General features: G+C 70.4%; 26 protein-coding genes. 17 read left to right on the forward strand and 9 right to left on the reverse strand.

The genetic code is table 11. The features are described 5' to 3' along the window. Window positions 1–194 precede the first annotated feature (194 nt). On the forward strand, window positions 195–1,550 hold the full coding sequence (locus AMYBE_RS0101260) for an NAD-dependent succinate-semialdehyde dehydrogenase (RefSeq protein ID WP_020657509.1): 1,356 nt from the start codon (window positions 195–197) through the stop codon (window positions 1,548–1,550). A gap of 7 nt (window positions 1,551–1,557) precedes the next feature. Here the strand turns inward: AMYBE_RS0101260 and AMYBE_RS0101265 are convergent, their stop codons facing one another. Together AMYBE_RS0101265 and AMYBE_RS0101270 are read right to left on the reverse strand one after the other, a co-directional pair. Beyond that, a complete protein-coding gene (locus AMYBE_RS0101265) occupies window positions 1,558–2,205 on the reverse strand; it encodes a response regulator transcription factor (protein ID WP_020657510.1) in 648 nt (215 codons plus the stop codon). Next, a complete protein-coding gene (locus AMYBE_RS0101270; protein ID WP_020657511.1) occupies window positions 2,190–3,434 on the reverse strand; it encodes a sensor histidine kinase in 1,245 nt (414 codons plus the stop codon). The genes AMYBE_RS0101265 and AMYBE_RS0101270 overlap by 16 nt, the downstream gene beginning before the upstream one ends. A gap of 183 nt (window positions 3,435–3,617) precedes the next feature. Between AMYBE_RS0101270 and AMYBE_RS0101275 the strand changes: the two genes are divergently transcribed. Beyond that, window positions 3,618–4,016, forward strand: a complete 399-nt coding sequence (locus AMYBE_RS0101275; protein WP_020657512.1) for a hypothetical protein — start codon at window positions 3,618–3,620, stop codon at window positions 4,014–4,016. Between the two features lie 56 nt (window positions 4,017–4,072). On the opposite strand, the gene AMYBE_RS0101280 is transcribed toward AMYBE_RS0101275, so the two are convergent. Then, on the reverse strand, window positions 4,073–5,338 hold the full coding sequence (locus tag AMYBE_RS0101280) for an aspartate aminotransferase family protein (RefSeq protein ID WP_020657513.1): 1,266 nt from the start codon (window positions 5,336–5,338) through the stop codon (window positions 4,073–4,075). Between the two features lie 76 nt (window positions 5,339–5,414). On the opposite strand from AMYBE_RS0101280, the gene AMYBE_RS0101285 reads away from it, so the two are divergent. From AMYBE_RS0101285 to AMYBE_RS0101300, 4 genes are all read left to right on the forward strand, one after another. Continuing rightward, window positions 5,415–6,314, forward strand: coding sequence for a LysR family transcriptional regulator (locus AMYBE_RS0101285; protein ID WP_020657514.1), 900 nt, complete (start codon window positions 5,415–5,417; stop codon window positions 6,312–6,314). Between the two features lie 142 nt (window positions 6,315–6,456). Further along, the gene (locus AMYBE_RS0101290) at window positions 6,457–7,923 is read left to right on the forward strand and encodes an ArnT family glycosyltransferase (protein WP_020657515.1); all 1,467 of its coding nucleotides are present in this window, start codon (window positions 6,457–6,459) and stop codon (window positions 7,921–7,923) included. A gap of 95 nt (window positions 7,924–8,018) precedes the next feature. Then, window positions 8,019–9,125 carry a dual-specificity RNA methyltransferase RlmN gene (gene rlmN, locus AMYBE_RS0101295; protein WP_020657516.1) on the forward strand — a complete coding sequence of 369 codons (1,107 nt, stop codon included), beginning with the start codon at window positions 8,019–8,021 and terminating at the stop codon, window positions 9,123–9,125. A gap of 24 nt (window positions 9,126–9,149) precedes the next feature. Then, on the forward strand, window positions 9,150–9,425 hold the full coding sequence (locus AMYBE_RS0101300) for a hypothetical protein (RefSeq protein WP_020657517.1): 276 nt from the start codon (window positions 9,150–9,152) through the stop codon (window positions 9,423–9,425). Window positions 9,426–9,432: 7 nt separating this feature from the next. On the opposite strand, the gene AMYBE_RS0101305 is transcribed toward AMYBE_RS0101300, so the two are convergent. Together AMYBE_RS0101305 and AMYBE_RS0101310 are read right to left on the reverse strand one after the other, a co-directional pair. Beyond that, the gene (locus AMYBE_RS0101305; protein WP_020657518.1) at window positions 9,433–10,023 is read right to left on the reverse strand and encodes a TIGR03086 family metal-binding protein; all 591 of its coding nucleotides are present in this window, start codon (window positions 10,021–10,023) and stop codon (window positions 9,433–9,435) included. Between the two features lie 50 nt (window positions 10,024–10,073). Beyond that, on the reverse strand, window positions 10,074–12,242 hold the full coding sequence (locus AMYBE_RS0101310) for a molybdopterin-containing oxidoreductase family protein (protein WP_020657519.1): 2,169 nt from the start codon (window positions 12,240–12,242) through the stop codon (window positions 10,074–10,076). 83 nt (window positions 12,243–12,325) lie between these two features. Between AMYBE_RS0101310 and AMYBE_RS0101315 the strand changes: the two genes are divergently transcribed. After that, on the forward strand, window positions 12,326–13,858 hold the full coding sequence (locus AMYBE_RS0101315) for an HD domain-containing phosphohydrolase (protein ID WP_020657520.1): 1,533 nt from the start codon (window positions 12,326–12,328) through the stop codon (window positions 13,856–13,858). 56 nt (window positions 13,859–13,914) lie between these two features. Then, on the forward strand, window positions 13,915–14,322 hold the full coding sequence (locus tag AMYBE_RS0101320; protein WP_020657521.1) for a hypothetical protein: 408 nt from the start codon (window positions 13,915–13,917) through the stop codon (window positions 14,320–14,322). A gap of 44 nt (window positions 14,323–14,366) precedes the next feature. On the opposite strand, the gene AMYBE_RS0101325 is transcribed toward AMYBE_RS0101320, so the two are convergent. Both AMYBE_RS0101325 and AMYBE_RS0101330 read right to left on the reverse strand, forming a co-directional pair. After that, window positions 14,367–14,981 carry a VOC family protein gene (locus tag AMYBE_RS0101325; RefSeq protein WP_020657522.1) on the reverse strand — a complete coding sequence of 205 codons (615 nt, stop codon included), beginning with the start codon at window positions 14,979–14,981 and terminating at the stop codon, window positions 14,367–14,369. 53 nt (window positions 14,982–15,034) lie between these two features. Next, the gene (locus AMYBE_RS0101330) at window positions 15,035–15,445 is read right to left on the reverse strand and encodes an MmcQ/YjbR family DNA-binding protein (protein ID WP_020657523.1); all 411 of its coding nucleotides are present in this window, start codon (window positions 15,443–15,445) and stop codon (window positions 15,035–15,037) included. A gap of 47 nt (window positions 15,446–15,492) precedes the next feature. On the opposite strand from AMYBE_RS0101330, the gene AMYBE_RS0101335 reads away from it, so the two are divergent. The 7 genes from AMYBE_RS0101335 (at window position 15,493) to AMYBE_RS0101365 (ending at window position 21,915) form a co-directional block, all read left to right on the forward strand. Next, a complete protein-coding gene (locus AMYBE_RS0101335; protein ID WP_020657524.1) occupies window positions 15,493–17,031 on the forward strand; it encodes a PucR family transcriptional regulator in 1,539 nt (512 codons plus the stop codon). A 301-nt stretch (window positions 17,032–17,332) separates the two neighbouring features. Beyond that, a complete protein-coding gene (locus AMYBE_RS0101340; protein ID WP_020657525.1) occupies window positions 17,333–18,595 on the forward strand; it encodes an NAD(P)/FAD-dependent oxidoreductase in 1,263 nt (420 codons plus the stop codon). 7 nt (window positions 18,596–18,602) lie between these two features. Next, window positions 18,603–18,773, forward strand: coding sequence for a hypothetical protein (locus AMYBE_RS45370; RefSeq protein WP_020657526.1), 171 nt, complete (start codon window positions 18,603–18,605; stop codon window positions 18,771–18,773). 91 nt (window positions 18,774–18,864) lie between these two features. Continuing rightward, window positions 18,865–19,317, forward strand: coding sequence for a GreA/GreB family elongation factor (locus AMYBE_RS0101350; protein ID WP_020657527.1), 453 nt, complete (start codon window positions 18,865–18,867; stop codon window positions 19,315–19,317). A gap of 28 nt (window positions 19,318–19,345) precedes the next feature. Further along, window positions 19,346–19,576, forward strand: coding sequence for a hypothetical protein (locus tag AMYBE_RS0101355; protein WP_020657528.1), 231 nt, complete (start codon window positions 19,346–19,348; stop codon window positions 19,574–19,576). Window positions 19,577–20,521: 945 nt separating this feature from the next. Beyond that, window positions 20,522–21,337 (forward strand): choice-of-anchor P family protein, encoded by an 816-nt coding sequence (locus tag AMYBE_RS0101360; RefSeq protein ID WP_020657529.1) that lies wholly within the window; start codon window positions 20,522–20,524, stop codon window positions 21,335–21,337. Then, complete coding sequence (locus AMYBE_RS0101365; RefSeq protein WP_020657530.1) at window positions 21,334–21,915, forward strand: class F sortase; 582 nt, start codon at window positions 21,334–21,336, stop codon at window positions 21,913–21,915. The genes AMYBE_RS0101360 and AMYBE_RS0101365 overlap by 4 nt, the downstream gene beginning before the upstream one ends. Window positions 21,916–22,018: 103 nt before the next feature. Here AMYBE_RS0101365 and AMYBE_RS0101370 read toward each other — a convergent pair whose 3' ends face one another. Together AMYBE_RS0101370 and AMYBE_RS0101375 are read right to left on the reverse strand one after the other, a co-directional pair. Next, window positions 22,019–22,498, reverse strand: coding sequence for a MarR family transcriptional regulator (locus AMYBE_RS0101370; protein WP_027927268.1), 480 nt, complete (start codon window positions 22,496–22,498; stop codon window positions 22,019–22,021). Between the two features lie 46 nt (window positions 22,499–22,544). Further along, window positions 22,545–22,787 (reverse strand): hypothetical protein, encoded by a 243-nt coding sequence (locus AMYBE_RS0101375; RefSeq protein WP_020657532.1) that lies wholly within the window; start codon window positions 22,785–22,787, stop codon window positions 22,545–22,547. Between the two features lie 92 nt (window positions 22,788–22,879). Here AMYBE_RS0101375 and AMYBE_RS0101380 point away from each other — a divergent pair, with 92 nt between their 5' ends. Together AMYBE_RS0101380 and AMYBE_RS0101385 are read left to right on the forward strand one after the other, a co-directional pair. After that, window positions 22,880–24,253 carry an FAD-binding oxidoreductase gene (locus AMYBE_RS0101380; protein ID WP_020657533.1) on the forward strand — a complete coding sequence of 458 codons (1,374 nt, stop codon included), beginning with the start codon at window positions 22,880–22,882 and terminating at the stop codon, window positions 24,251–24,253. A 146-nt stretch (window positions 24,254–24,399) separates the two neighbouring features. Then, entirely contained in the window at window positions 24,400–26,166 is a 1,767-nt protein-coding gene (locus AMYBE_RS0101385) for an MFS transporter (RefSeq protein ID WP_027927269.1), read from the forward strand. Window position 26,167: the final 1 nt, after the last annotated feature.

Here is a 26,167-nt window from a genome sequence, read left to right on the forward strand (position 1 = left end):
GGACGACGGCAGCACCGGGGCGCGACCGACCGGCCCGCGGTGGGGTGGTGCGCGGGCGGAGAGGGGAGAATTGGTGGTCTAGACCATACGGCAGGCGTTCCGCTGAGTCAAGGGATGACCACGCACGGTGACTGGATTCGGAATACTGTATGCAATACAGTGGACGCGCAGATGCCGACCGCAGGGAGACCGCGATGTACACGGTGACCGACCCGACCACAGGCCAGCTGATCGAGGAGATCGACAACGCGACCGACGCCGAGGTCCGCGCGGCGATCGAGCGGGTGGCCGGCGGATATCCGGCCTGGCGGGACCGCCCGGTCGCGGAACGGGCGGCGATCGTCGCGCGGGCCGCGGACCTGTTCGAGCAGCGCGCCGACGAGCTGGCCGCGATCATGACGCTCGAAATGGGCAAGCGGATCAACGAGGGCCGCGGCGAGGTCGGCATCGTGGTGGACATCTTCCGCTACTACGCGGAGAACGGCCCGGCTCTGCTCGCCGACCAGCCGCTCCCGATCCGCGGCGGCGCGGCGGTCATCCGCAAGGAGCCGATCGGCGCGCTGCTCGGCGTGATGCCGTGGAACTTCCCGTGCTACCAGGTGGCTCGGTTCGTCGCACCGAATCTGGTGCTGGGCAACACGATCCTGCTGAAGCACGCGTCGATCTGCCCGCGCTCGGCGGTGGCGATCGAGGGAATCCTGCACGAGGCGGGCGTACCGGCTGAGGTGTACGCGAACGTGTTCGCGTCGAGCCGCCAGGTGCCGTGGATGCTCGCCGACCCGCGCATTCAGGGCGTTTCGCTGACCGGCAGCGAGCAAGCCGGGGTCTCGGTGGCCGCCGAGGCGGGGCGCAACCTGAAGCGCTGCGTGCTGGAGCTGGGCGGGTCGGATCCGCTGGTAGTACTGGACAGCCCGGACCTGGACGAGACGGTCCGGGCGGTCGCGACCGCCCGGATGCGCAACTGCGGCCAGTCCTGCAACGCGCCCAAGCGGATCATCGTGCTGGCAGATCTCTACGACGAGTTCGTGGACCGGTTCACCAAGCGGGTCGCGGACTACTACGTCCCGGGCGATCCGTCCGACCCGGCCGCGAAGCTGCCCCCGCTGGCTTCGGTGGCGGCCGCGGACGAGGTGGCCGCCCAGGTAACGCGCGCGGTCGAGCAGGGCGCGACGTTGCGGACCGGCGGCCGGCGCGGGGAAGGAGCGTACCTGGAAGCGACCGTGCTGACTGAGGTGACGGCGGAAATGGACGCCTACCGAGAAGAGATTTTCGGGCCGGTGGCGATCCTGTTCCGAGCGGAATCGGACGAGCACGCTGTTTCGATCGCGAACGATTCGCCGTTCGGTTTGGGCGGGGCAGTGTTCGGGACCGACCCGGTCCGGATGCGGAAGGTGGCCGATCGGCTGGAGACCGGAATGGTGTATTTCAACAAGTCCGGCGGATCGCAGGCGGACCTGCCGTTCGGCGGGATCAAGCGGTCGGGGATGGGCCGGGAACTGGGGCCGGCGGGGATCGCGGAATTCATGAACCAGAAGTCGATCCGGTTGTGAGACCCGGCTAACCCCGGTTCAGATACCGCAAGACGGCCAGCACCCGCCGATTCCCGGTGTCGTCGTCCGAAATCCCCAGCTTCCCGAACAGCGACGTGGTGTACTTGCTGATCGCGCTCTCGCTCAAGAACAGCCGCCCCGCGATGGCCTGGTTCGACAACCCCTCCGCCATCAGCTCCAGCACCGACCGTTCCCGATCGGTCAGGCCGGCCAGACGCTGGTCCGGCGACCCGCTCGTCAGCAGCTTCGTGATCACCGCCGGGTCCATCGCCGTGCCGCCGGCCGCCACGCGTTCCAACGCGTCGATGAATTGCTCGGCCTCGAAAACGCTGTCCTTCAAGAGGTATCCGACTCCGCTGGCGCCGTCGGTCAGCAACTCCCGGGCGTAGAGCTGCTCGACGTGCTGCGACAGGATGAGCACCGGCAAGCCGGGTGTTTCGCGGCGCGCCGCCAGTGCCGCGCGCAGCCCCTCGTCGGTCTGGGTCGGCGGCATCCGGACGTCCACCACCGCCACGTCCGGCCGGTGTTCGCGCAGCGCGGCGACGGTTTCCGGGCCGGTGGCCGCGGTCGCCACCACCGCGTGGCCGTACGCCTGCAGGAGCCGGACCATCCCGTCCCGCAACAGATACAGGTCCTCGGCTACGACGATTCGCATGGCACCATCATCCACGCCCTGGTCGGTCCGCCTTCCGGGCTGCTGATCTCGAACGTCCCGTCGAAGACGGCGAGGCGGCGGCGCAGTCCGGCGAGCCCGCCGCCGGAGTGGATCCCGGCACCGCCGCGGCCATTGTCCCGTACCTCGGCGCGCAGCTGGTTTCCTTCGCGGGTAACGGTAATCTGGACCTGGGAAGCGTGCGCGTGCTTGATCGCGTTGGTCAGCAGTTCGGCGATGCTGAAGTACAGCGCGGACTCGACCGGCGGGTCGAGCTTCGGCAGTGGGCCAGCATCGACGATCACTTCGAGCGGGCTGTCCAGCGCCATCGCGCGCACTGCGTCGGCGAGGCCCCGTTCGGTGAGCACCGGCGGGCTGATGCCGCGGACGAGTTCGCGCAGCTCGGTCAGCGAGGTAGCCGCACCGGCGCGGGCGTCGCGCAGGAGTTCCTTGGCCTGTACCGGATCCGTCTCCATCAGCTTCTCCGCGGTGGCCAACGCGAGACCGACCGCGACCAGCCGGGCCTGTGCGCCGTCGTGCAGGTCCCGTTCGATGCGGCGGATCTCGGCGGCTTGCGCGATCGTGGTGTCCGCCCGCTGGGCGGTCAGCACGTCCACGCGCTCGGCCAGCGTCATCGCGGCCGACGCGCCCAGGAGCCGGTTCGCGACGGGGATGATGGTTCGCCACGCGAACGGCGCGGTCGCGATGGCCACCAGTAGCGGGCCGAGGGCGGATATCTTCGGCAACGAGCTGAACAGCGTCAGCACGGCCGCCAGGACGCCGAGCACCGGAATCAGCGCGACCAAGCCGAACGAGATCGGCGCGAGCAGAGTGAACCGCAGGTCGCGACAGGTAGCGGGGTCGTAGCGCCAGCTCTTCAGCCGCTGCTCGCGACGGGCCTCTTCGCTGGTGCGCGAGTAGGAATGGCCGTTCCACCAGTACCCGGTCGACAGCTGGGTGATCGGCGGAAGTTCGCGATACCCGGGCGGGAGCGCGATTCCGGTCCAGTTCGCGACCAGCGCCCGGCTCAGCTGGCACACCGGGCGCGCCAGCAGCAGCGTCCCGATCACCGCCCACACGAACGGCGCGATCCACGACCACGGGTTGCCGCCCCACCACTGCCACACTGCGTACGCGGCCGCCCAGACGGCTGGGACCAGCATGGCCACGCCCGCGGCCTGGGCGGCGCGCACGAATCCCACGCCGATACCGCTCAGCCACGACTTCACCATCAGCTTCCTCCCCCATTCGACCCGGCTTCGCGGTCCACTGTGCACCGCGAAAGGCCGGATTCCAGCCCGAGCGGTGCAGGAGTGGGTCCAGACCCACCCGCTCGTGCGCCCAGACCCATACCGGGTCGGCCCAGCGTTTTCTAGCGTTCTTGGCACCGCAGGAAAACACAAGGGAGAACAGACATGCAGACCGTGGAAGCCACCGGTGCCCGCCCGTTCAGCCTGGCGAAGGGGTTCATTGCCGGGTACGGAGTGGCCGGTGCCGCCGTTTTCGGCGCCGTCGTCGTGCTGGCGCTCGCCGGCGGCGAGGCGACCAGCTTCATGTGGACCCGCTCGGCCGTCGTCCTGGCCAGTGCCGCGATCGCCTACTGGCTGGTCCTGCTCGCGCAGCGGGGACGGCGCGCGGCCTACCAGCGGGCCCGGCTGATCTCGATCGTGGCACCGGTCGCGATCATCGGGGTGGACCTGATTCCGGGCGCCTGCCCGCTGTGGTTCCTCCTGGTCCAGGCCGGATGCGCGGTCCTGCTGGCCGGCGCGGCGGCCCCGCTCATCCGGATGCGGGCTTCGTTCCCGGCGTCCTGACAGTGCGGAGTCCGGCCAGCGCGGCGACCGGGGAGCCGGTCACCGCGCCGGGTCGGTCAGTCCCGCGAAGCGTCTCCGATCGCCTCGTCCAGGATCGACAGTCCCAGGTCGATCTCCTCCTCCGTCGCCGTCAGCGGCGGCGCGATCCGGAACACCCCGCCCATTCCGGGCAGCTGGACGATGTTCATGTGCAGCCCCAGCTCCAGGCATCGCTGCGTCACCCGCGCCCCGAGCTTGTCCGCGTCCGGGCCCGCCCCGTTCAGTTCCAGACCGGCCAGCAGACCCCGTCCGCGGATCTCGCCGACCGACGAGTGCCCGGCCGCGATCTGGTCCAGACCGGCGCGCAGCCGGTCGCCCAGGACGCGGGCGCGTTCGTCGAGCCGGTCGCGGATCAGCACGTCCAGCACGGTGTTCCCGACCGCCGCGGGGAGCGGGTCGGACACGTGCGTCGTGAAGAAGAGGTACCCCCAGGCGTGCGCCTCCTCCTCGATCGCCGCGCTGGTCAGCACCGCGGCGAGGGGCAGCCCGGCACCCAGCGTTTTCGACACGGTGAGCAGATCCGGGACGATTCCCTCGTGCTCGAAGGCGTACCAGCTTCCGGTGCGGCACAACCCGGTCTGCGCCTCGTCCAGGATCAGCAACATGTCGCGCTCCCGGCATTTCCGGTGCAGCGCGGCGAAGTACCCGGGCGGCGGCACGAGGATGCCGCCGGAGCTGAGGATCGGTTCCACCAGGCAGGCGGCGAGGCTGCCGACCGATTGCGCGTCGATCAGGTCGAACGCGAGGTCGAGCTGGTGCGGCCAGTCCGGGCCGCTGGGCACCGGGATGGCGAAGTTGCCCGGCGCGGACGGTCCGTAGCCCTTGCGACCGGCGCTGTAGGTCGCGCTCGCCGCGGCCTGGGTCATGCCGTGCCAGGAGCGCGCGAACGAGACGATCTCGTGTTTTCCGGTCACCAGCTTGGCCATCCGCAGCGCGGCCTCGTTGGACTCGGCGCCGGTGGTGAGCAGCAGCGCTTTCTCCAGCGGCGCGGGCAGCGTGTCGGCGAGCCGGCGGGCAAGGTCGACCACGGGGCGGCTCAGCATTCCGCTGAACAGGTGGTCGAGCTTCGCCGCCTGCTTCCGGACGGTCTCGACGATCTCCGGGTGCGCGTGCCCGAGGATCGCGCTCATCTGCCCGGACGTGAAGTCCAGGATCCGCCGCCCGTCCTCGGTGTAGACGAAGCTGCCCTCGGCGCGGTCGATGATCTCGCCGGTGAACGAGCCGGGGCCGGAGTAGCGGACGAGGTGCCGGTCGACGTCGGACCAGAAGGTGTCGGTGCCCATGTCAGCGACGGTAAGGCCGGGTCGAGCGCCGCGTCTATCTCACAGTTTGCGGTTGCCTGTTCGATAGCATCGAACAATGCTGAACCCGTGGCGACTTCGCTTGCTGAGCCGGCTGGCCGTGCTCGGCACGGTCCGCGCGGTGGCCCAGGACGTGAACCTCAGCGCCTCGACGGTGTCGCACCAGCTCGCGGTGCTGGAGACGGAAACCCGCACCCGGCTGCTGGAGCGCACCGGGCGCCGGGTCCGGCTGACCCCGGCCGGGCAGAAGCTGGCTTGGCAGGCGCGGGCGATCCTCGACCATCTCGACGCGGTCGAGGCCGAACTGCGCGGTGACGAACCGGCCGGGCTCGTCCGCCTCGGTGCGTTCCAGAGCTCCTTGCACACCTTCGCGGTGCCCGCGGCGAGGAGGCTCGCCGAGACCTTCCCGCGGCTGGAAACCGAACTGGCGGAACGAGAACCGCACGAAAGCGTGCGTGCGCTGCGGGCCGGGGACAGCGACGTCGTCATCACCACGACCGACTTCGCGGACCTGCCGCTCGGCCCGGACCTGGAGATCATCCGGCTGGCGACCGACCCGATCGTGCTGGTCACCGCGCTCGACCGGGCCGATCCGGCGGGACCGGCGGTGCTCGCCGACTACGCGGGCGAGCCGTGGGCGCTGGACATCCCGCACTCCTACCTGGCGAACCTGACCCTGCGGCTCTGTCGCGAGTCGGGCTTCGAGCCGCGCGCGGCGTGCCGGTTCAGCAACTACCTGATGACGTTGCAGCACGTCGAAGCCGGACTGTCGATCGCGTTGCTGCCCGGGCTGGCGGTGGATCCGCGGTACCGGGTCGCGACCAAACCGCTGGCGGCGCCGGTCACGCGCACGATCGTCGCGGTCGCCCGCCGCGGTTCGCCTCGCCGGGCGGCGGTGAACGCGGTGCTGGCGGCGCTGCGGGAGGTACCGCTCCCGGCAACGGTGGAACCGGTTTAGCGGCCGGGCAGGCCAGCAACGAGGTCCGCCACGATCCGTGCAGCCGGAGCGCTTCCCGTACGCGCCCGGCCGACTTACCGGCGTAGCTCCAGACCGGGCCGAATAGCCTCCGCGGCAGCACACCGGCTGACATGATTGCCCGGTGGTCGTGCCGGTACCCGCCAAGTTCGCCGCAGGCCCGGTCGCGGCGACCGCGGTCGCACCCGCCGCCGCGCTCCTCGCGCTTTCCAGCCGGTACGGCTATCACCGCGACGAGCTGTACTTCCGGGTCGCCGGCCAGCACCTCGCCTGGGGCTACGTCGACCAGCCCCCGCTGACGCCGGTGCTCGCCCGCGCCAGCATCGCGCTGTTCGGCGACACCCCGACCGGACTTCGCGTTGTCGCGGCAATCGCCTACGCCTTCACCGTCGTTGTGGTCGCACTGCTCGCCCGCGAGTTCGGCGCCGGTCGCCGCGCCCAATTCCTCGCCGCCGTCACGACCGCGGTGTCGTCGATGGTTCTCGCTTCCGGACACCTGGTGTCCACGCCGACCTTCGACATCCTGTTCTGGCTTCTGCTCTGCCTCTTCGTCGCCCGGCTGCTGCGCACCGGCGAGCCGCGCTGGTACCTGGCGATCGGCGCGGTCACCGGCGTCGCGCTGCTGAACAAGTACCTGGTCGTCCTGGCCGTGGCCGGACTCGCCGCCGGGCTCCTGCTGGCCGGTCCCCGCGCCGCACTGCGCACGTGGTGGCTGCCCGCCGGGATGGTCCTCGCACTCCTGATCGCCGCGCCCAACCTCTGGTGGCAGATGACGCACGGCTGGCCCCAACTGACCGTCGCCGCCGGGATCGATCGCAAGCAAGGGCTGGAAAACCGGATCTCGTTCGTCCCGTTCCAGCTCATTTACCTGGCACCTCCGCTGGTGCCGATCTGGGTGGCCGGGTGGCTTCGCCTGTGGCGCACGCCGAAGCTGCGGACGTTCGCGATCGCCTACCCGTTGGTCGCGGTCGTCGTTCTGGCGTTGGGCGGCAAGGCGTATTACGTCATCCCGCTGGTGATCGTTTTGCTCGCGGCGGGCGCGGAGCCGGCGGTGCAGTGGGCGGCGCGGGGACGGCGCGGCTGGGTTCTGCCGACGATCGTGGTGTTCTCCGCCGCGGTGAACGCCATCGTCGTGCTGCCGGTGCTACCGCCGAATGCGCTGGGTTTCGTGAACTCGGTGAACAAAGAACAAGGCGAACAGGTCGGCTGGCCGCAACTGGTCCGGCAAGTCGCCGTCGCCTGGCAGCGCCTCCCGGACCGGGACCGGGCGGTCATTTACGCGCAGAACTATGGCGAAGCAGGCGCGATCGCACGGTATGGACCGGATTACGGGCTGCCCGCCGCGTATTCCGGGCACATGAGTTTCGCGGACTGGGGCCCGCCGCCCGATTCCGCGAACGGCCCGGTGCTGCTGATCCATCTCGCCGGCACGCTCGACGTCCCGGCGAACTTCGCCGGGTGCCGCCGGCTCGGCCGGGTGGACAACGGGGTCGGGCTGAAGAACGACGAACACGATGGGGTGCTGGAGCAGTGTTCCGGCGTGCGCGGTACGTGGTCGGCGCGGTGGCCGGCGTTGCGCACCTACTACTGATCGGCCCAGCGCAGCGCCGACGATGGTGACTCAGCGTACAGGTCGGCAGGGCGGCTCGGACGGCGTTTTTCCGGGCATGGGACACTAGCTGAGCTATGACTGCCCTCCCCCTTGTTTTCGACGCGCCCAAGCGCGGCCTCCCGCCGCGCCATCTCGCCGACCTCACCGTTGCCGAGCGGGCCGAAGCGGTCGTCGAACTGGGGGAGAAGGCGTTCCGCGCCAAGCAGTTGTCGAATCACTACTTCTCGCGGCTCACCGTTGACCCGGCGGAGATGACCGACATCCCGGCCGCCTCCCGTGAGCGGCTCGTGGCGGACCTGATGCCGCCGCTGCTCACCGAGGTGCGCGCGCTGGAGGCGGACCGCGGTGCCACTCGCAAGACGCTGTGGCGCGCGCACGACGGAACGCTGCTGGAAAGCGTCCTGATGCGCTACCCGGACCGCGCGACGCTGTGCATCTCCAGCCAGGCCGGCTGCGGCATGGCGTGCCCGTTCTGCGCGACCGGCCAGGGCGGCCTCGACCGAAACCTGTCCACCGCGGAGATCGTGGACCAGGTCCGCGACGCGGCCGCGGTGATGCGCGACGGTGCGATGCCGGGCGGCCCGGGCCGGCTGTCGAACATCGTCTTCATGGGTATGGGCGAGCCGCTGGCGAACTACAAGCGCGTGGTCGCGGCGGTCCGCCGGATCACCGATCCGGCCCCCGGCGGGCTTGGCATCGGCCAGCGTTCGGTGACCGTGTCGACGGTCGGCCTGGCGCCGGCGATCCGCAAACTGGCCGACGAAAAAATGCAGGTGCGGCTCGCGGTGTCGTTGCACACCCCGGACGACGAGCTGCGTGACACGCTGGTGCCGGTGAACAACCGGTGGTCGATCGACGAGGTGCTGTCGGCGGCCCGGTACTACGCGGACACGTCCGGTCGGCGGGTCTCGATCGAGTACGCGCTGATCCGCGACATCAACGACCAGCCGTGGCGGGCCGAACTGCTCGCCAAACGGCTGCGGAAACACCTGGGACAGCTGGTGCACGTGAACGTGATCCCGCTGAACCCGACGCCGGGCTCGAAGTGGGATGCCAGCCCCAAGCCGGTGGAGCGCGAATTCGTCCGGCTGGTCAACGCCGGCGGCGTGGCGTGCACGGTGCGGGACACGCGTGGTCAGGACATCGCGGCGGCCTGCGGCCAGCTGGCCGCCGAAGGTTGATTCATTCAGAGTGGAGTAGCTGTCTTGTTGTGTGCGCCGAGCCTGCTCGATCCGGCGGCTGAGGAACTGAAGCTGGCCGATGTGAACGGCCGCCCGACCGCGGTCGACGTCGCCCGGACGGCCCGCACCCTGCTGGGCGAGCGGTTCGACTCGGGCAGCTTCATGTACGTGCTGATGCGCGCTTACGACGTCGAGTACCACGCTGCCTGCGAGGCGTTCCGCTGGCAGGGCTTCGGCGACGGGCCGCTGTCGGACGATGCGCTGGAGACGCTGCTCGCGCCTTGGCTGACCGCTCGCTGATCGAGCGTCAGCCGCGCCGCGGGTTCCGGCCCATGCGGTGCAGCAGCCAGTCCTGCCGGGACGCGTCCGCACCGAGCGTTCCGGTCGGTGCGGCGAAGAACCGGTGCGTCGTCTCCGCCGCGACCGGGCTTTCCGCCAACCCGGCGTAGATCGTCTCCAGTTCGTCGCTGATCCACGCCACCAGCGAGGCGTCGAGCCGGTCGTCGGCACCGACCGCCCGAGCGAGGTCCCAGGTGTGGATCACGATGTCCGTGGTGCGGACAGCCAGCGCCTGACCCCCGCAGACTTGGCCGAGCGGATAGTCGAGCTTCCGCTCCAGCGCGCCCGGCCGGCCGAACGCGTCGGCGAGGAGTTGCACGGACGCGTCGAACGCGGCGAGCGGGTCGTCGCCCAGCGCGTCGGCTTCGCGCATCCGCAGAAACTCCTGCCGCGTTCCGCCGGCCAGCAAATCGACGTAGTTGCGGTTCCCGCGCACCACGTGGTTGACGAGCTGGCGCACGTTCCACTCCGCGCACGGCGTCGGCGCCGCCCAGTGCGCCGGGCGAACCGACCGCAGCCGCCGGCCGAATTCCTTGCTTGCCAAGAGGAACCGGTTCATGCCCACCAGTCTCCCGGACTGCCGGCGGGGGAAGCTGGCGTAAATCGGACCTAGTCCTTGACCACCTCGCACAACGAGGCCCGCAGCGGCGCGCTGCCGCTGATCGGGTCGCTCGGGCCCAGGCTCAGCACGAGGTTCAGGTTCGCGCTCCCGTCGCCGACCGCCGGATAGCCGGGGCTGCCCAGCACGCCCGACGGCTGCCACCAGCCGTGCTGGCCGCACACGACGTCCGGGCTGAGGTTGCCGTTGAACTTCGCTTTCGCGCGGATGCTGCCCCGCGGCGTCTCCAGCCGCACCCAGTCGCCGGCTTCCACGCCGCGCGCGGACGCCGCGTCGGGGTGCAGTTCGAGCGTCGGGTCGGGCGCGGACTTGCGCAGGCTGGCGATCTGCCGATGCTGGGTTTCGCAGAAGAACAGCGATTTCGCGCAGGTCAGGATCAACGGGTAACGCGCGGTCAGGTCCGGCCGGGAGACCGGGCTGATCGACGGCTCGGCGTAGGTCGGCAGCGGCGGGTAGCCGTGGTCCCGCAGCGTCTCGGAGTACAGCTCGACCAGCCCGGACGGCGTCCGGAAGCCGCGTTGTTCGTACTTGCGGTAGACCGTCTCCAGCGGCAGCCGGATGCCTTCCGGAGCTGCCCGCAGCTGGTCGAGCGTGAGCCCGCTGGGTTCGAGCTGGTACTGCCAAGCGGCCTCGACATCGCCGTGGAAGAACTGCTCGCCCAGCCCCAGCCAGACCGCCAGGTCGAAGATGACCTGAAGGTCGGACCGCGCCTCGCCGCGCGGGGCGACCACCGGCTGTCGCAATTGGACAGTCGACACCGCGGCCTGGCTGATCTCGAAGCCGACCCGCAGCGCCGCGGCCTCCCATGCGCTCGTCACCGGCAGCACGAGATCCGCCTGCTCCGCGGTCGGGTTGAGGAACAAATCGGTGTGGACGAAGAAATCCAGCGCGCCGAGCGCGGCCCGGCCCCGCGCGCTGTCGCCGTTGGCCAGCACCAGGTTTGCCCCGAAGTTGACCAGTGCGCGCGCCCGGTACGGCACGCCGTCCAGCGCCGCCCGGTAGAAGTCCTCGCCGGTGACGAACTCGTACTTCGCCGGGCCGAGCGGCCGGTCGCCGACGCCGATCGCGCCGCCGCGCTGCTCGGCGGTCAGGAACTCCCGCCCGTCGACCGGGTTGGTCGGCACCGGCGTGAACAGCACGTTCCCGCCGGGCACGTCGATGCAGCCGGTGAGCGCGTAGAGCTGGCTAATCGCCCGCGCGGTCTGGGTGGAGTTGCTCTGCTGCTCCAGCCCGCTCCAGGTGTAGAACGCCACCGGCCGCTCCTCCCAAAGCAGCCGTGCGGTGTCGACTATCTGATCCGCGGGCACGCCGGTGATCTGCTCGGCGGCCTCGGGCGCGAACTGCGCGCACTCTTCGACGATCAGGTCCCACACCTGCCGGGTCGCGGTGACCTGCTGCGGCGCGTTCGTCCACCGCGTGACGAATTCCTTGTCGTACCAACCGTTCTCGATCATCACGTGGGTGAGGGAGAGAGCCAGTGCGGCGTCCGTGCCGGGACGGACCCGCAGCCACTGGTCGGCCTTGCTGGCCAGGCCGGCCTTGCGCGGGTCGACCACGACGAGCTTGGCGCCGGCTCGCCGCGCGGAGGTGGTCGCGGTGGCATGCGAGAGCCGGGATACCGATGGGTTGTAGCCCCAATAGAGGATGCAGCGCGCGTTCTCGAGGTCGGGCACGTAGCTGCCGGGCACCGGCTCGCCCCAGGTGCTGAGCGTGCTCAAGTGGCGGCCCCAGCCGCAGAGCTCCATGTAGGTGAGCGCGTTGGGACTGCCGAAGGCGCGCCGGAGCCGGGTGTACCAGTCGATCGAGTCCGACATCGCCGATGTCGACGGTGAGGCGTTGCCGAACAGCACCGACTCCGGCCCGGACTCCGCGGCGATGACGGTCAGCTGCGCGGCGACGGTGTCGAGCGCCTCGTCCCAGGTAATGCGTTCCCAGCCCGGGTCGGCCGCGCCCTTCGGAGCGGTGCGCCGCAGCGGGTGCAGCAGCCGGTCCGGATGCTCGACGATCTCCGGCGCGGCCTTGCCTTTGACACAGATCGCCTGCCCGGTCGGATGCCCGGGCAGCGGGCGAAGCGACAGCAACCGGCCGTCTTCGACCGCGGCGGTGGCTCCGCACCGGGACGCGCACAGGGGGCAGAATGTCGGTACATCGGTCGCCATCGGGCACCTCCGGACTCTGCATGAGGAATCGGGGCCGGCTCGTCCGGTGTAACAGCCTACTGAGCGGCGGCGACCCTGCCGTAGTGAAGGAAACCGCGCCGGTGCGGTTGTCCGAGCTGGTCGCCACGCTCTCGCTGGTGGCCGACCTCGGCATGGGCCGTCCGATGGAGCGCGTGCTGCGGCAGACGGTGATCGCACTGAGGCTGGCCGACGCGGCCGGCGCGGACGAGAGCGTGCGCGCGGCCGCTTACTACACGTCCTTGCTCACCTGGGTCGGTTGCGCCGCCGACACCAGCGAGCTGGCCGAGCTGTTCGGCGACGAGACCGAGCTGTACGCGGACAGCCACGACGGGGATCTCGCCGGCGTCGCGATGGCCATGTTCGTCCTCCGCCACCTCGGCCGCGGCGCTCCGCCGCTGCGCCGGGCCGCGCTGGCCGGCCAGTTCCTCGCCACCGCTGGCCGGTCGGTGCAGCAGGTCATGCAGGCTCATTGCCAAAGCGCCAGCGAACTCGCCGGGCGGCTGGACCTCGGCGCCGACGTGTGCCGTCCGCTGCTGCAGTCGTTCGAGCGCTGGGACGGCCGAGGCATCCCGGGCGAAGCCGGCGGCGCGGACCTCGACCTCGCGATCCGGCTGGTGCACCTCGCCGACAACGTCGAAGCGTTCCACCACACCGCGGGCGGGGACGGCGCGGCGGCGGTCGCACGGGAACGCCGGGGCACCCAGTTCGACCCGTCACTGGTCGACTGCTTCCTCCAGCATCGCGCCGACGTGCTGGCCGGGCTCGACCACATCCGGGCCTGGGACGAGGTGATCGCACTCGACCCACAGCTCGGCGCGCGGCTGTCCGAGGCCGACCTCGACCGCGCGCTGCAGGCGTTCGGCGACTTCGCCGACCTCAAATCCCCGCCCCGGCTGGGTCACTCGCGCGGCGTCGCGACACTCGCCGCGGCCGCCGCGGGCCGGCTCGGCCTGCCCGCGGACGACGTCCGGCTGGTGCGCCGCGCCGGCTGGGTACACGACATCGGGATGATCGGCGTACCGAGCGGGATCTGGAACGCGACCCGCCCGTGGTCGCTTGCGCAGGCAGAACGCGCGCGCACCCATCCGTACCTGACCGAACGGATGCTCGCCGGAATGCCCGGGCTGGCCGCGGTCGCGCGATGCGCGGCCCAGCACCACGAACGGCTCGACGGTTCCGGCTACCCGCACGGCCTTTCCGGGGACGCACTCCCGATGCCGGCCCGGCTGCTCGCCGCCGCCGACGTCCGCCACGCCCTTGGCGAGCCGCGCCCGCACCGCGCCCCGCTCACCCGGGACGCGGCGGCGGGCATCCTGACCGCCGAAGCCCGCGCGGGCCGTCTCGACCCCGACGCGGTCACCGCCGTACTGGCCTCGGACGGTCAGCGGGTACGCCGCACCGCGGCCGGGCTGACCGCGCGAGAGACGGAAGTCCTGCTGCACCTGGCACGCGGCCGGACTAACCCGGAGATCGCCGCCGCGCTCACGGTGTCCCGGAAGACGGTTTCGACGCACCTGGAGCACATTTACGCCAAACTCGGCGTGACCACCCGGACGCAGGCCGCGCTGGTCGCGTTGCGCCGCGGGCTGACCTGAGAAAGATCGGGCAGTTACCCGATCCGCGTCGCCGCCGCGAGCGGTAAACCTGAGTCATGACAACCCAACTCCAGTCCTCCCGCCTTGCGGCGGCGGACGCCTTGCTCCGGGCGCTGTCCGGGCAGAACTTCGCCCGGATCGCCTCCACAATGGACACTGAGGCGCAACTGAGCGCCCTGCTTCCGCACGGACTGCGCGAATTTCGCGGGCCGGACGAGATCGAGGCCGCGTTCACTCGCTGGTTCGGCGACCTCGACGAGTTCGAGCTGGTCGAGGGAGAGATCGACAAGGTCGGCCCTCGGCTGCACCTGCGCTGGCGGGCGCGGGTGCGCGGCGAACGCCTCGGCGCGGGCTGGTTCTCGGTGGAACAGCAGGCGTACGCCGACGACGACGGCGCGGATGGCCGGTTCTCGCGGATGGTGCTGCTGTGCTCCGGCTATTGCCCCGAAGGCGGGGCGCGCTGACCAGACGCCGGATCCGCCGGAGGCGGCCCGGCGGATCCATCTGGTCATCCGGCCAGAACCGAGGTCTCCCAAGCGAATCCGTCCGGGTCCGTCATCGGCCCGGCGTCCCCGCCGATGGTCAGCCGATGCGAGCCCGAGCCCTCCATCGGCACGCCAGCGTCCTTGGCCAGCGCGCGCCGGCCGTACAGCGCCAGCTTGATCGGGCTGGTCTCGAACTCCACGTACTTCTTGCCGAAGCTCTTGCCCACCTCGAGCCGGTGCGAGACATAGAACTCCTTGCTGGCCGCCACGTCCGACGCGCCCAGCAGCAGCACCATCTGCTCGTACTCGCGAACCCCGGCACCGGTGTCCTTTTTGGAGGAACACGCGACCTTCCAGATCGCGCCGTCCGGGGCCCGCACGACGCCGCCGAAACCCCAGAACGACTTGGCGGCGGGTTTCAGGGACGTGCCGCCCGCGGCCAGCGCGGCGTCCAGGTAGGCGACCGCGTTGGCAGGCTGGGCGACCGTGAGCGACAAGGTGTATCCGCGGAAGCCGCTGGTCGGCGCGTCCGACTGGCGGAAGCGGAGCCGGTCGCCCAGGTCGAACGCGCTGAGGTAGAAGCGCTCGGCGGCGGCGACATCGGGAACGTCGAGGGTGATGAAGTCGAAGGAAGTCATGCCGTAAACGCTAAATCCGGCCGCCGCCCGGACGCTTCTCGATTCCTGATCGCTTACCGCGCGAGCCACGCCTCGCGCCGCCGCGGCGACGCCCGCGACAGCCAAGCGTCCTCGACCACTTCGGTCAGTTCCTGCAGCGTGAGGTCGTCGAGCCGGGCCGCGCGGACCAGCACCGAAGGGTGGCCGTCGAAGTGCGGGGTAGTGAAAAACGGGCTGTCCGGGTCCTGGACCAGGGCCTGCTTGTCCGATTCGGACGGCACCCAGAACACGATGACGTCCGGGTAGCGCTCGCCGGTCTCCGGGTCGAACGCGTCCGGCCGCGGCGTCCGGAAGAACACGAACGACTTCCGGCCGACCTGGTACACCGGGTTCCCGCCGCCGCCGCGCTCCACCGTGACGTGCGGCATTCCCAGCGCCAGTTCGTGCACGTCCTCGACCGTCGCGCGGCGCGGCGAAGCTGCCATGTCTCGCAGGATACGACCGGGCGGGCATCGTCGGGTATGAACAGGACATGGTCACGCTGGATCGGCTCGTCAACGTCCTCGGCGGATACGGCGCGCGGTTGTGCTGCTGTCCCGTCGCGCGCGAGACGGCGCTGCGCGACGTGGTGATGGGCGATCCCGCCGACCCGCGCGGGCTTCGGGGCGACGTCTACCTCGCGGTAGGCGTCGGGTCGGTGTTGGAGGCCGTGGAACGGGCGATCGCCGCGCGCGCGTCGGTCGTGCTGGTGCGCGGCGCGACAGCGCCGGGGCCGGATGAGAACGGGCGGGCCGAGGAGGGCCGGGTCGCGGTGCTTCTCGTGGACCCGGATGTGTCGTGGGGCCAGCTCGCCGGCGTGGTCTACGGCCTGGTGCTGGAAGGCCGCGAAACTGAATCCGGCCGCGGCCCGACCGACCTGTTCGCCTTGGCCGACAGCCTCGCCGACGCGCTCGGCAGCGCGGTCACCATCGAGGACCAGCTGTCCCGTGTGCTCGCCTACTCCAGCCGCCAGGAGGGCGCCGACCGCGTCCGGCTGGAGACAATCCTCGGCCGGCGCGTGCCGGATCCGGTGCGGGAACTGTTCGAGCGGCGCGGGGTGTTCGCGCACCTCGCGCAGTCGGACGAGCCGCTGTTCGTCGAAGCCGATTCCGCGCTCGGTCTCACCGGCCGGATGGTCGTCGCGGTCCGGGCCGGGCGCGAGACGCTCGGGTCGATCTGGGTGGAATGCGAGCAGCCGCTGCCCGACGCCCGGCGCACGGTGCTGCACGACAGTTCCCGCACGGTCGGCCTGCACCTGCTGCGGTCGCGGGCGAGCGCCGACCTGGAACGACAGGTCGAATCCGACCTGGTGATCCGCCTGCTGGAAGGAACCCCGGACGCGGCCGCCGTGCTCAGCCGGCTCGGGTTGCCGCCCGGCCGGTTCCGGGTGATCGCACTCCAAGCGCACATCGCCGACGAACGGCACGCCGCCCTGCTGCTCGCCTTCGAACGCGCGACGACCGGGTTCGGCTGGTCCCGGCCGGGCCGGAGCACGTTGTTCAGCAACACGGTCTACACGGTTCTGCCCGGGGAAGACGTCGCGACCGCACGTGCCTGGATCGACGGCATCCGCGACGCCTTGCCCGCGCAAGCGACTGTCGCGGCCGGCATCGGCGCGCCCGCGTCCACCGCGGAACTTCCGGCCAGCCGCCGCGAATCCGACGAATGCCTGGCACTGCACGACACCCGATCGAAGCCCGGCGAGACAGTCGCTTACGACGAGTCCTGGGACGACATCCTGATCCTTCGCCTGCGCGCTGCCGCGGCCGCCGGCCGGGTCCCGGCCCGCGGTCCGATCGCCGACCTGGCGCGGCACGACACGGCGCATGCGACCGAGTACGTCGCGACGCTGCGGGCCTGGCTGGAGACCCAAGGCGACCTGACGGAAGCCGCGGAACGGCTGGGCGTGCACCCGAACACGATCCGGTACCGGCTGCGGAAAATGGCGGAGGTGACGCCGCTGCGGCTGGACCTGCCCGCGAAACGGCTCGCGATGATCATCGAGCTGGCGGTCGCGGACTCGGCGCGCTGAGCCTCGGGCGAGCGGGCCGCGCGCCCGCCGTCGGGGTTTCGCGGTTTTGCCGTCGCACCTCGTTGCTTCGCCTCACTGCCGCGGCACCCAGCAAGCCCGCCCTGAGGAACTCTGAGTCCGTCAAGGGGCCCCTCACGGACTTAAGGAAAAAAGCCGTCCAAGCCTGTTGGCCATATCGGACAAAACGACTCCGCCGGTTTGGCTGAACTCGACAACGCCGCCGACTCCGATCCGGGTCATCCTGGCCGCATCGGCAGCACGGCACTTCCGCGCTGCTCGGCCAGGTGCGGAAGGAAGACAGATGGGCGATCTCGATCGGATGGACGGCGGGCCGCGGTCGGCGATCGTCGTCGGCGCGGGCATCGTCGGGTTGTCGACCGCCTGGTTCTTGCAGGAGCGTGGCGTGCGGGTCACTGTCGTCGACCGCGCGGGCATCGCCGCGGGCTCGTCCTGGGGCAACGCCGGCTGGCTTTCGCCCGGGCTTTCCATTCCGCTCAACGAACCCGCCGTCCTGCGCTACGGCCTGCGCTCGCTGCTCGACCGGCAGGCGCCGCTGCACGTCCCGGCCACACCGGACCCGCGGTTGTGGCAGTTCCTCGCCCGGTTCGCGGCGAACTGCACCAACCGGTCCTGGACCCGGGCTGTGCGCGCGAACCTGCCGTTCAACGAGGAATGCCTGGAAGCGTTCGACGTCCTGACCTCCAACGGCGTCGAAGCGCCCACCATCGACGCCCCGATCACCGCGATGTTCGAGACCGCCGGACAGGCGCAGGCGCTCGTCGCGGAGCTGAACCGGCTCGGCGACGCGGGACAGCCGGTCTCCTGGACCCGGCTCTCCGGTCCGGCACTGCGCGAACGCTTCCCGCAGGTCACCGACCGGATCGGGGCCGGCATCCGGATCGACGGGCAACGCTACGTCGACCCCGGCCGGTTCGCCGAAGCGCTCGCCCGGGCGGTGGTCAGCCGCGGCGGCACGATCCGGCACCGGTTCGACGTCGCGGCCGTGCGGCGGCACGACCACGCGTACACCGTGCAGTCGTCGAACGGCCGGACGGTCAACGCCAACGCGGTCGTTCTCGCCACCGGCGCGTGGCTGGGCGGATTGGCTCGAAAGTGGGGCGTGCGCGTCCCGGTGCGGGCCGGGCGCGGATACTCCTTCACCGTGCCGACTGATCAGCCGGTGCCCGGTCCGATCTACCTGCCCGACATCCGGGTCGCGTGCACGCCGTACCAAGGCGGCCTGCGGGTGGCCGGGACGATGGAGTTCCGCGAACCCGACGACCCGCTGTACCCCGCGCGCGTCAACGCGATCATCGCTTCGGCGCGGCCGCTGCTCAAGGGCCTGCGCTGGGAGGAACGCACCGACACGTGGGTCGGCTCGCGTCCGGTCACCGCCGACGGCCGCCCGGTGATCGGCGAGACCGGCGCGCCCGGCCTGTACGTCGCGGGCGGCCACGGCATGTGGGGCCTGACCCACAGCGCGGTCACCGGGCGGCTGCTGGCCGAGCAGATCACCACCGGGAAACAGCCGGAAGCCCTGCGCCCGTTCGACCCGTTGCGGTGAGCCGGCCGTGTCCGCCGATCCCGCCGGTCCGCCGCCGACCGGGGACGAACACGCCGAGCTGATCTTCCTTCGCGCGGAGAACGCGTTGCTGCGCACCGAAAGGGACATTCTGGTGAAGGCCGCCGGCTGGTTCGCCGCCGACGCGCTCTCCCGCCGCCCTGATCCCGAGCCCCGCTGACCGCCGCGGGACTCCGCCAAAGTCCGTGGGGGCTGGACGCCTCCTGCTCACCCGGCCCCCACGGACGACCACCGAAAGGCCCTTGCCGCTCATGCCTGTCTCCGCACCGCGCCCTTGGCTGACCGCCGACGCGCACGCTCGCCTCACCGCCGAACTCGCCGACCTGCAGCGCGAACCCGATGACGGCGCTTCCGAACAGGACCGGCTCGACCGTCGGCAGCACCGCCAGGCCCGGATCCGCCAGCTGCAAGAGCTGGTGCAGGACGCCGTGATCGGCGAAGACCCACCGGACGACGGCATCGCCGAACCCGGGATGGTCCTGACCGTGCGCTACGAAGACGGCGGCGGCACGGAAACCTTCCTCCTCGGCTCCCGCGACGAGGCAGGCGACGTCGCGGTCTGCTCGCCGGACTCGCCGCTCGGACAGGCACTCGACGGCGCGAAACCGGGGGAGGAGCGCGAGTACGAGGTGCCGAGCGGGGCGGTGGTGCGGGTGACGCTGGTCGCGGCGCATCCGTACGGCCGCTTTCGGAGCCGCTCCTGAACCCCCGGTTTCCGATTAGTCTGGGAGGGTGACCGACGAAGAGCTCCTCATCGAGTTCGCTCTGGCGCGGCTCGACAACCCGAGCCTCGACCTGGACGAAGTAGCCGCGCTGCTGGTCCGCCGCGGCGGGACGGACCGCATGATCGACCTGGCCGCCCGCAACCTGGCGACCCGGGGCGAACTTCGCGGCGCGGTGTTCGAGTCGGCGGTGGAGCACGTGCTTCGGGTGGTGCTTTTGGTCCGGGGGCAGACGGACTGAGGTCTCGCTCGGCGCGTGGTCCGGTGGGCAGCCGGGTTGTGGCGCGGCTGCGTTATGGGCCCCGTTGGCAGCGACCTTGGCGCAGGTGGCCCACCCCGGCCCAACCCGGTCCACCCCGGCCACAGCTACCGCCCAGCCCCAGAGCTCCAGCCGCAGAGCCCCAGCCTTGGCCGCGCTTATCGCTGCGGCTGCTCTCGCTCCAGAGCCGTGCGCCCGCACCGTCGCTCCTGCCGTTCTCGTCGTTCGCCCGCGGCAGGCGACCAGACCGCTACTGCCGCTCTCGTCGTTCACCCGCCGCAGGCGACCAGACCGCTACTGCCGCTGCGGAAGCGCCGCACGCCGGTCACCTTTTCCCATCCGCGCGTCGCTCGCGGGCCCCGCCGCCCTCCGTGCCCCGCGCATCGTGCCTACCGCATCGCCGGCGATCCGCAGGACGTCCTCTTCGGACTGTCCATAACCGCTGGTCACACCCCCGCGCCCGACAAACCGTGCAGATTTCCGGGCCCCTGTTCCGGCCGCCGATTCCATTGTGGACAATTTCCGCCCGTTCCGTTCCTGGTTCCGGTACGAATTGTCGACCAGCGAATACCGCCAGGTGTGCCGGTAGCGGTCACATCACGCCAAGTGTTCGGCGAATACCCTTCGTAGGATCACTCCTACGGGTGAGTTTGGGGGCAATCCGCCAGATGGGCCCCGATGTTGGTAGCTCAGCGTGAGAAATCGCGGCGGCAGCGCCGCGTTACATCACTCTTTAGTGGTGAAACTGCGGGAATTGCCGTAACGGGAACCGGCTGGTCGACGCGCAGCGGAGTCGATCTTGCTTTGCGTTTCGAGGGCTGCTTGATTAATGTCAGCGGCCTGCCGGTGATCGACAGTTGTGCGCGGTCACGCGTGGATTCGGGGATCCGCGGGCGGTTCCATTCTTGATGTTCGGAAGGACAATTCATGCGTTCTGCCCTGCTGCGCGGACGGACCCTCGCGGTCGCGGTTCCCGCGCTGGCTCTGCTCGCCACCGCCGTCGCCCCGTCGGCGGTCGCCGCCGAGTCGGCTGCCGGTTCGGCTTACGGCGCGTCCGCTTCGGTCTCGCTGCTGCCTGGCGTGCTCGGCGGCAAGGGGATCACCATCGACACCGGCAAGCTCGCCGCGTCCTCGACCGATGGCCCGACGTCGGCCAGCGTCCTCGACGCGCCGCTGAAGGGCCTGGTCACCGCGAAGGTGATCAGCAGCTCGGCGAACCAGTCCGGCACCGGCGGCCCGGTCACCTCGAAGGCCTCGATCGTCGACGCCGCGCTCCCGGTGCTCGCGCCGCTCGCCGGCAGCACCCCGACGGCCCGCGTGATCAGCTCCCAGTGCAAGTCCACCTCGGACGGCATCACCGCTTCGTCCGAGCTGGTCGGCCTCGACCTCGGCAAGATCGGCAAGATCCCGGTGTCGACCAAGCCGAACCAGAAGCTCGGCATCGACGGCGTGCTGCAGGTCATCGTCAACGAGCAGATCAAGCACGCCGACGGCAGCCTCACCGTCAACGCGCTGCACGTGAAGCTGCTCGGCGGCGACGTCACCAACGCGCTCGGCAAGGGCGACATCGTGCTCGCCTCGTCCACCTGCGCCAAGGTCGCCGGCAACCCGACGACCACCCAGCCCGGCCAGCCGGGTCAGCCGACCCCGCCGGCCAACGGCGGCGGCAGCCAGGTGACCGTCGTGCCGGTCGGAGCGCCGGAGACCGGGGACGGCTCACTGGCCGCGGTGACCGTCAAGTGACCCGTTCCCGGTTCGGGCTTTTCGCGCTCCTGCTGGCTTTTATCGCCAACTTCGCGCTGCTCGGCTGCGGTTCGGCGGACCAGACTCCGCCGGCCGCGGCCCCGGCGAGTTCCGCCTCGGCCGCGCAGGTCGCGGAGCCGGTTTCGCTTGACGTGCCCAGCATCGACGCGCACTCGTCGCTGGTCCCGCTCGGCCTCAACGACGACAAGACCGTCCAGGTGCCGCCGGTCGACCAGCCGCTGCAAGCCGGCTGGTACCACTTCGGCCCCAAGCCGGGCCAGGTCGGTCCGGCGGTCGTCCTCGGCCACATCGACGGCAACCACCAGAAGGGCATCTTCTGGCGGCTGCACGAGATGAAGCAGGGCGACAAGATCATCGTCGGCCGCAAGGACGGCTCGAAGGCCAGCTTCACGGTGACCAAGGTCGACCAGATCGCGAAGAAGACCTTCCCCACCGAAGCGGTCTACGGCAACACCAGCGACGCGCAGATCCGCCTCATCACCTGCGGCGGCGCGTTCGACCCGGAAAAGCACAGCTATCTCGACAACATCATCGTGTACGGCACGCTCGACAGCTGAGCCCTGCCGACCCGGTCCGGGAAGGGCCCCTTGCGGGACTTAGATTCCGTCAAGGGGTCCTTCCCGGACTACTGGGAAGCACCGGGGAGCCGGCGGGACGAGGTCACTGGCTGGCGAGCTCGTCCGTCACTCCTCGCCCCAGCTCCGTCGTCCGTCGCAGAAACCCGGCGATCAGGGCCAGTTCCTCCTCGGTGTAGCCCGCGCACAGCTCGTCCAGCGCGGAGTTCATCCCGGCGTACTGCCGGAACACCTCCTGCGCCCGCCCGGCCACCGCGCGCACCGTGACCGCGCGGCGGTCCGTCGCTGCGGGGTCTCGCTCCCGCACCACCCAGCTGCCCCGCTCCAGCCGGTCGAGGATGCCGGTCACCGTCGCCGGGTGCAGGCCCGCTCGGCGGGCCAGCGCACTCGGGCTCAGCGGGCCCTCGCGCGAGATCAGCTCCAGGCAGTCCAGGTCGGCGTCCTTGATTTTCAGTCGGCCGCCGACCTGATGGTTCAGCAACGACAGTTGATTGCGCAGCTCCCGAAGCGAGTCCTTGACCGCCACTGTCGTACGTCGGCGGCGGCGCGCCGTTTCGGAAGCCATCCGGCCTGCCCTTCGTAACGAGTTCCAGCTGGTCAGCGTAGCCGGGTCAGGCAGCGGCGAGCAGGGCTTCCCCCTCCGGCGTCAGCTCGGCGGGCACCGGCGAGCCAGCCGGGCCGGAACCGATGGCGCGCAGCAGGCCGGCATGGGCCAGCGCGTGCGCGGTGAACTGGTCGCAGCACGGCAGGCCGTCCACGAACAGGTCCGGTTCGCAGCTGCGGGTCAGCCGGCCGCGTCCGGCGGCGACGGCGCGCAGCATCGCGATTCCCCGGTGCGTGACGTCGGTGTCCATGCCTGCCTCCTCGAAGCGTGCTTCCACCGATACGTCGAACGAGCCGGCCGGCTTTCGACCTAATCTGGCGTGGAGACGACGAAGGAGCGCCGATGCTGATCGACGACCTGCGCACTGTCCTGCCAGACGACCGGATCGTGCAGGACCCAGATGTGCTGCGCGGCTACGCGCACGACGAAGCCGAGTGGGCCCCTTACGGCGAACCGGCGGTGCTGGTCCGACCGCATACCGCGGACGAAGTGCAGGCGGTCGTGCGGCAGTGCATCAAGCACCGCACGCCGTTGGTGCCGCGCGGCGCGGGGACTGGATTGTCCGGCGGCGCGAACGCGCTGTCCGGCTGTGTCGTGCTGAGCACCGACCGGCTGACCGCGATCAAAGAGATCGACCCGGTCGAAAGGCTCGCCGTGGTCGAACCCGGTGTGGTCAATGACGATCTCCGGGCGGCCTGCGCCGACCACGGGCTGTGGTATCCGCCGGACCCGGCCAGTTCGCCGTGGTCGACGATCGGCGGCAACGTCGCCACCAACGCGGGCGGCGTCTGCTGTGTCAAATACGGGGTGACCCGCGATTACGTGCTGGGGCTGCAAGTCGTCACCGGCACCGGCGAGCTGGTCCGGCTCGGCAGGCGCACCGCGAAGGGCGTCGCCGGGTACGACCTCGCCGGGCTGATGGTCGGCTCCGAAGGCACGCTGGGCGTGCTCACCGAAGTCACCGTGCGGCTGCGAGCGAAACGCCCCGCGGAGGCGACCGTCGCCGGCTACTTCGATTCGACGGTCGCGGCGGGCGAGGCGGCCGCGGCGATCCGGGCGGCCGGTGTGGTTCCGTCTGCGCTGGAACTCGTGGACCGGCATTGCCTCGCCGCCGTGGACGCGTGGAAGAACATGGGACTGTCGGCGGACGCGAACGTCGTTCTGCTCGGCCGCAGCGACGTCCCGGGCGGGCACGAGACCGCGGTGATGCTGGAATGCTTCGAGAAAGCCGGTGCGACGTGGGCCGCGCAGTCCACCGACCAGGAGGAGGCGGACGCGCTGTTCGCCGCCCGGCGGCTGGCGTACCCGGCGCTGGAACGGCTCGGCCCGGTGCTCACCGAGGATGTCTGCGTGCCGACCCACCTGGTGCCGGAAATGCTCGCCCGCATCGACCTCGCCGCGGAACGGCACGACACGCAAATCGCCAATATCGCCCACATCGGCGACGGGAATCTGCACCCGCTGCTGATCACGCCGACCGGCGACGACGAGGCGCAGCGCCGGGCGCAGGCGGCTTTCGACGACATCGTCGCCGACGCGCTCGAACTCGGCGGCACGGTCACCGGCGAGCACGGAGTCGGCCTGCTCAAGCAATCCGGGTTGGCCCGGGAGCTGGGCCCGGCTGTCCTCGACCTGCACCGCGCGGTCAAGGAGGCGCTCGACCCGCACCGCATCCTGAATCCGGGAAAGGTGTTCGGCGGTCCCGCTCAGCGGTAACTCGACCGGGTGAAGGTAAATAGTCCACAAAGGATAGTCATCGATTTGTGACCCTTGTCTCCCAGTCGTTTCCGATTGTTGGTTGCCTACCGCAACCAACTTGCTTAGCCTAGCTAAGGGAACGGCTGGGAGAGGGGTTTGTGACGGTGGCGGAGCGCAGGACGTATTCGATCGCGGAGCTGGGCCCGCGGTACAAGTGGATCGCGCTGTCCAACACGACGCTCGGGATGCTGATCGCGACGATCAACTCGTCGATCGTGCTGATCGCGCTGCCGGACATCTTCAAGGGCATCGGCATCAACCCGCTGGAGCCGTCCAACACCAGCTACCTGCTGTGGATGATCATGGGCTTCCTCGTGGTCACCGCGGTGCTGGTAGTGGCGTTCGGCCGGCTGGGCGACATGTACGGCCGGGCCCGGATGTACAACCTCGGCTTCGCCGTCTTCACGGTTTCCTCGATCATGCTGGCCATCACCTGGTTCCAGGGCGACGCGGCCGCGCTGTGGCTGATCGGCTGGCGGATCGTGCAGGGCGTGGGCGGCGCCTTCCTGATGGCCAACTCGTCGGCGATCCTCACCGACGCCTTCCCGGCGAACCAGCGCGGCCTCGCGCTCGGCATGAACGGCGTCGCGGCGATCGCCGGCTCGTTCCTCGGCCTGGTGGTCGGCGGCGTGCTGGCCCCGGTCGACTGGAACCTGATCTTCCTGGTGTCGGTGCCGTTCGGCGTGATCGGCACGGTCTGGGCGTACCTGAAGCTGCACGACACCGGCGTCCGCAAGCACGCGAAGATGGACTGGTGGGGCAACATCACCTTCGCGGTCGGCCTCATCGCGGTGCTGGTCGGCATCACCTACGGCATCCAGCCCTACGGCACGTCGCAGACCGGCTGGGGCAGCCCGATGGTGCTGTCCTGCCTGATCGGCGGGATCGCGGTGCTGATCGCGTTCGTGATCATCGAGACCAAGGTGGACAACCCGCTGTTCCGGTTGTCGCTGTTCAAGATCCGCTCGTTCAGCTGGGGCAACCTGGCGAACCTCACCGCCTCGCTCGGCCGCGGCGGGCTGCAGTTCGTGCTGATCATCTGGTTGCAGGGGATCTGGCTGCCGCAGCACGGCTACACCTTCGAGCAGACCCCGCTGTGGGCGGGTATCTACATGCTGCCGCTGACCATCGGCTTCCTGGTGTCCGCGCCGACGTCCGGCATCCTGTCCGACCGGATCGGCAGCCGGCTGCTGGCCTCCGGCGGCTTGGTCATCACCGCGCTGACCTTCCTGCTGCTGACGTTCCTGCCGGTGGACTTCAACTACTGGGCGTTCGCGGCGATCCTGCTGCTCAACGGCATCGGCATGGGCATGTTCTCCTCGCCCAACCGGGCCGAGGTGATGAACAGCCTGCCCGCCGATTCGCGCGGGTCCGGCGCGGGCATGATGACCACCTTCCAGAACGCGGCGATGGTGCTGTCGATCGGGTTCTTCTTCAGCCTGATCATCGCCGGGCTGTCCGACAACCTGCCGGGCGCGATGTCGCGGGGCCTGATCCAGCACGGCGTCCCGGAGGCGGCCGCACAGCAGGTCGCGCACCTGCCCGCGGTGGCGGTGCTCTTCGCGGCCTTCCTCGGCTACAACCCGATCCAGCAGCTGCTCGGCCCGCAGTTGCACAACCTGCCCGCCGACCAGGCGAGCTTCCTGACCGGGCGGAGCTTCTTCCCGAACCTGATCTCCGGCCCGTTCCAGGACGGCCTCGCGGTGGCGTTCGGCTTCGCGATCGTGGTGTGCCTGATCGGCGCGGTCGCCTCGCTGCTGTGCAAGGACGTGAAGAAGTCGCCGGAGTCGGTGGGCGAGGAACTGGCCGCGGTGGCCGGTGAATCCGGCGGCGGGCCGAGCGAGCTGGTTTCCCCGCGCAGCGACCGGTAAG

This window comes from Amycolatopsis benzoatilytica AK 16/65, assembly GCF_000383915.1.
Classification (GTDB): domain Bacteria; phylum Actinomycetota; class Actinomycetes; order Mycobacteriales; family Pseudonocardiaceae; genus Amycolatopsis; species Amycolatopsis benzoatilytica.